A 5,031-nucleotide genomic window follows, 5' to 3' on the forward strand; every position below is an offset into this window, starting at 1 on the left:
CGGCAAAGCCAAATCCGGCAAAGGCGAATTCGACAAGGCGAGCCGGCATACGCCGCGCCTTCACGCCATCGTCCGCAACCGCGTCTTCCGGCAAGCCAAGGAACGGCTCGGCCTTGACGGTGCGGTCGAGACGCGCAGCGCACTGTGCGAGGCGCGCACGCTCGCCCGGTTCAAGCAGGCGCTTTACGGCGACGGCGCCACGGGCGGCGCACGGCGCGCCCAGGGCGCGGCCCCGCGTCCGATGCCGGCGCCGGCCCGCTGGCTTGCCAGGCAGCCCGCGCCCATGGCCGGCAAGCTTGCCTTCCTTGAAAAGGTGGCACAATCGCTGGGCGACGACTGGTCGCGCGATTCGCGCAGCTTCGTGGACGTGACGATCGCCATGGGCCGCCTGCAACTGATGCTGCGCCAGCTCGTGCATGCCAATGCCGCCCATGGCGAGCACCGCGAACTCGGCAGCGTCCTGATCACCGTGCCGCCGACCGAGGGCCATCATTTCGCCCAGTGCCTTGTCGACGAACTGTTCCGCGCCGAGGGCTGGGCGACCGACCTGTTCCGGCCGGCCGACCGGGCGGCCATCATCGACCGGATCGTCGATCGCGGATACGATATCGTCTGCCTGTCCTGGTCGACCGACGCCCTGGCCGGGATCGCGCGCGAGACGGTCGAAGCCATCGAGGCAATTCCTTACGGGAAGCGCCCGGCGATCATCGCCGGCGGGCGGGCAAGCCGCGAGCACGGCCGCTGGCTGGTGCGGCTTGGCGTTGACTGCATATGCGAGAGCACGTATGGGGCACTGGCTGCGGCTCGGCAACTGCTTGAAACGCGCGCCTCGTCCACAGGCGGCCGGTCGCCGTCGTCCCTATCGCCATCGCCCGCCGCGACACCGTGAGCGCTCATGGAAAAGCAGGTCTCACGCCACAATCATCGCATTTTCAGCCGGTCGACCCGGCTCTTCGAAAAGGCCGGCGCCGACACCGGCGCGTTTCTCGCATCCGTCGGCGCCGACGTGTCGCTTCTGCTGTCGGCAGAGGGCGACATTGTCGACGTGGCCTATCGCGAGCCGGGCCTTGAGCGCTACGGCATCGACGATTGGGTCGGGCGCGCCTGGCGCGACACGGTCACGCCCGAGTGCTTCGACAAGATCGACGCCCTGATCGAGGAGAACGCCAAGGCCGGCACGACGCGGCGCCGGCAGGTCAACCACCCCGCAAGGAACCTGCCCGACCTGCCCGTCGACTATTCGCTCGTTTCGGTCGAAGGCATGCCCTGGCGGCTCGCGCTCGGCGAGGACATGCGCAAGCTGTCCGACATCCAGCGGCAACTGGTCAGGACCCAGACCGAGCTGGAGGCCGAGTACCGCAAGATCCGGGAAGCGGAAGGGCGCTACCGCACCATCTTCCACAAGACCGCGCAGGCGATCATCATCGTCGACGGCGACAGCCATGCGATGATCGACGTCAATCTGACGGGCGCGAACCTGCTGCATCAGCCCGCCGCGCGGCTGATCGACAAGCCCGCCCTGCAACTCATCGAACGCGGCGACCGGGCCGCGCTGTCCGATGCGCTCGGCGCGGCGCGCCATGGCGGCGCGCGCCGGACGCTGACCCTGCACGCGGTCGGCCACACCGCCCCGCTGAACGCCGTCATCGAGCCCTATCGCGAGAACGGCCGCGGCAATCTGATGGTGTCGCTTCTGCCCGCCGCCGGCGAGGGCGTCGCCGCCGACAGCGCCGATGCCGCCGTGCTGGACAGCTTCGCCGAAGCGCTGGTGATCATCGACCGCAAGGGCATCATCGCGGCGGCCAACGATCCGTTCCTGGACATGATCCACATGCTCAACAAGTCGATGGTCCTCGACAGGAACCTCAACGGCTGGCTTGGCGCGTCGTCGGTCGACTTGCAGGTGCTGCTGTCGCGGGTGCGCGAAGAGGGCCAGGTGCGCCAGTTCTCGACCGTCGTCCGCGACGAACTGGGCACGACCAGGACGGTCGCCGTGTCGGCGGCACGCATGCCCGGCGATGCCGAAGGCCGGCAGATCGGCGTCCAGATCACCGAAGCGGCCCGCCGCGACACCCAGTTCACCGTGCCGGCGCCCGGCGCCGATGCGGGCTCGTCCGATTTCGCCGAACTGGTCGGCCGCGTGCCGCTCAAGGATCTGATCCGCGAGGCCGTCGACGTGATCGAGAAGATGTGCATCGAGGCGGCGCTGCGCCAGACCGACAACAACCGCGCCTCGGCGGCCGACATGCTCGGCCTGTCCCGCCAGAGCCTTTACATCAAGCTGCGCCGGCACGGCCTGGAAGACTTCGGCAGCAACAACAGTGGCTGAACGCGCGCCCGGCCTGGCGCACATCCGCAAGCATATTTGACACAGGTGACTGTCAATATTAATTGACACACACAGATGTGCGCCGTAGCCTCCGGCCATGACTGCGACGACGGCACAAGCACACCGGCCGACCCACCCCGCGCCCGGCGCGGTGCTGGCCCTGCTGAAGCCGATCACCTGGTTTCCGCCCATGTGGGCCTATGCCTGCGGGGCGATTTCCGTGGGCGCGGTCGGCATAGAGCGCTGGCCCTATGTCCTTGGCGGCGTCATCCTCGCCGGCCCGCTGGTCTGCGGCGGCAGCCAGGCGATCAACGACTGGTTCGACCGTCATGTCGATGCGATCAACGAGCCCGGCCGGGTCATCCCCTCGGGCCGCATGCCGGGCCGCTGGGGCCTTTATATCGCGCTGGTCTGGAGCGCGCTGTCGCTCGCGCTGGCAGCCGTGCTCGGCCCCTGGGTGTTCGTCGCCGCCGTCATCGGCCTCGCCCTCGCCTGGGCCTATTCGATGCCGCCGGTCCGCCTCAAGCAGAACGGCTGGTGGGGCAACGGCGCCTGCGGCTTCGCCTATGAGAGCCTGCCCTGGATGACCGCCGCAGCGGCCGCGCTCGGCACGCTGCCGCCCGGCCCGGTTCTCGCCGTCGCGCTGCTGTACGGGCTCGGCGCGCACGGCATCATGACGATCAACGATTTCAAGGCGATCGAGGGCGACGCACGGATGGGCGTGCGCACCCTGCCCGTCCGGCTCGGCGCAAAGCGCGCCGCGCGCGTGGCGAGCCTCGTGATGGCCGTTCCGCAGGCCGCCGTGGTCGCGGTCCTTTTGGCGCTCGCCATGCCCTGGCACGCCGCCGCCGTCGCCGCGCTGGTGCTGGTGCAGGCCGGTGCCATGGTCCGCTTCGTCGGCGACCCGCTCGAACGCGATGTCTGGTTCAGCGCCGTCGGCGTTGGCCTTTACGTCTCCGGCATGATGATCGCCGCCTTCGCGCTCGGGGCGGCGACGGCCCCGGCGATCTGAGGAGGGGGCACGATGTTTCGGACCCGTGCCCTGCGTCCTTCCCGGCAAGCCGGCCTGTCCTGGTTCGCCATCGTCAGGCTGGGCCTGGTTCAGGCCGCGCTCGGCTCGATCGTCGTTTTGACCACATCGACGCTCAACCGCGTCATGGTCGTCGAACTGTCCCTGGCGGCGGTGATCCCCGGCCTGCTCGTCGGCCTGCACTATGCGGTGCAGCTCGGCCGGCCGCTCTGGGGCCATGCGTCCGACAACGGCTCAAGCCGGACCGTGTGGATTGTCGGCGGGCTGGCGCTGCTGGCCCTGTCCGGCACCGGCGCCGCGGCGACCACGCTGCTGTTCGAGCAGGGCTTCTGGCTCGGCATGGCGGCCGCGCTCGTCGCCTTTACCCTGATCGGTTTCGGCATCGGCGCGTCGGGCACCTCGCTCCTGGCCCTGCTCGCAAGCCGCACCGCGCCCGAACGCCGGCCGGCGGCCGCGACCCTGGTCTGGATGATGATGATCGCCGGCATCGTCGCAACGGCGATCATCTCCTCCATCTTCCTCGATCCCTATTCGCACCTCAGGCTCGTGACGATCACGGCCGTTTCGGGAACCGTCGCGTTCTTCGTCGCGGCGCTCGGCGTCGCCGGCATCGAGCGCAGCACCCGCCAAATCCGCGACGACAGCCATGCAAAGGGGCGGGGCACCCCGTTCCGCGAGGCTCTGATCGAGATATGGCACGATCCGGCCGCGCGCGTCTTCACCGTGTTCGTCTTCGTCTCGATGCTCGCCTACCAGACGCAGGACCTGATCCTGGAGCCCTTCGCCGGGCTCCTGTTCGGCTTCACGCCGGGCGAATCGACCGCCTTGTCCGGCATCCAGCACGGCGGCGTCCTGCTCGGCATGGCCTTTGTCGGCATCGTCGGCAGCCTGTTCGCCAGGCGACGGCCCGGCCTTTTGAGGCTGTTCACCGTCATCGGCTGCATTGGCTCGGGCCTGGCGCTCGGCCTTCTGGCGATCGCCGCCGGCAAGGCGCCGTCCTGGCCGCTCGAAGCCAACATATTCGCGCTCGGTTTCGCCAACGGCGTGTTCGCCGTCGCCGCGATCGGCACGATGATGACGCTGTCCGGCCAGGGCCGCAAATCCCGCGAAGGCATCCGCATGGGCGTGTGGGGCGCCGCGCAGGCCATCGCCTTCGGCCTTGGCGGCTTCCTCGGCACGGCGGCCATAGACGTGATGCGCTGGCTGAGCGGCGATGTCGCGCTGTCGTTCGCGGTCGTCTTCACCGGCGAGGCGGTCCTGTTCCTGATCTCGGCGTTGATCGCCACGTCCATCGGCGTCGCCGCCGTCCGCCATCCACGCCCGGCGGCGCGCGCCCCGCTCGCCCCGGCCGAATAGGGAGGAACGATCCATGTCCGACCATGTTCACGACGTCATCGTCATCGGCGGCGGGCCCGGCGGGGCGACCGCCGCGCACGATCTGGCCGGCCAGGGCCGCGACGTGGTGCTGGTCGACAGGCAAGGGCGCATCAAGCCGTGCGGCGGCGCGATCCCGACCAAGGCGATCGGCGAGTTCGACATCCCGCAGGAGCAACTGGTCTCGAAGGCCCATGCGGCCCGCATCATCGCGCCCTCGGGCCGATCGGTCGACATGCGGATCGGCGATATCGGCTATGTCGGCATGGTCGACCGCGACCGGTTCGACCCGTTCTTG

The 5,031-nt window shown here is 69.4% G+C and carries 5 protein-coding genes; all 5 read left to right on the forward strand.

Features of this window, described 5'->3' with window-relative positions; all coding sequences use genetic code 11:
• On the forward strand, nucleotides 1-889 hold an 889-nt coding region (locus tag AC5E6L_RS05785; RefSeq protein ID WP_491771886.1), incomplete at its 5' end, for a cobalamin B12-binding domain-containing protein.
• Between the two features lie 6 nt (nucleotides 890-895).
• Nucleotides 896-2,329: a transcriptional regulator PpsR gene (ppsR, locus tag AC5E6L_RS05790; RefSeq protein WP_491771888.1), complete on the forward strand. Its 1,434-nt coding sequence runs from the start codon at nucleotides 896-898 to the stop codon at nucleotides 2,327-2,329.
• A 97-nt stretch (nucleotides 2,330-2,426) separates the two neighbouring features.
• Complete coding sequence (gene chlG / locus AC5E6L_RS05795) at nucleotides 2,427-3,341, forward strand: chlorophyll synthase ChlG (protein WP_491229523.1); 915 nt, start codon at nucleotides 2,427-2,429, stop codon at nucleotides 3,339-3,341.
• Between the two features lie 12 nt (nucleotides 3,342-3,353).
• Nucleotides 3,354-4,715, forward strand: a complete 1,362-nt coding sequence (locus tag AC5E6L_RS05800; RefSeq protein WP_491771891.1) for a BCD family MFS transporter — start codon at nucleotides 3,354-3,356, stop codon at nucleotides 4,713-4,715.
• A 13-nt stretch (nucleotides 4,716-4,728) separates the two neighbouring features.
• Nucleotides 4,729-5,031: FAD-dependent oxidoreductase (locus AC5E6L_RS05805; protein WP_491771893.1), on the forward strand; the 303-nt coding region annotated here is incomplete at its 3' end.

This window comes from Roseitalea sp. (assembly GCF_984466335.1).

Coding starts and splice junctions, on each gene's coding strand:
- AC5E6L_RS05800 (WP_491771891.1), top strand. CDS start 3,354: ATGTTTCGGACCCGTGCCCTGCGTCCTTCCCGGCAAGCCGGCCTGTCC.
- ppsR (WP_491771888.1), top strand. CDS start 896: ATGGAAAAGCAGGTCTCACGCCACAATCATCGCATTTTCAGCCGGTCG.
- chlG (WP_491229523.1), top strand. CDS start 2,427: ATGACTGCGACGACGGCACAAGCACACCGGCCGACCCACCCCGCGCCC.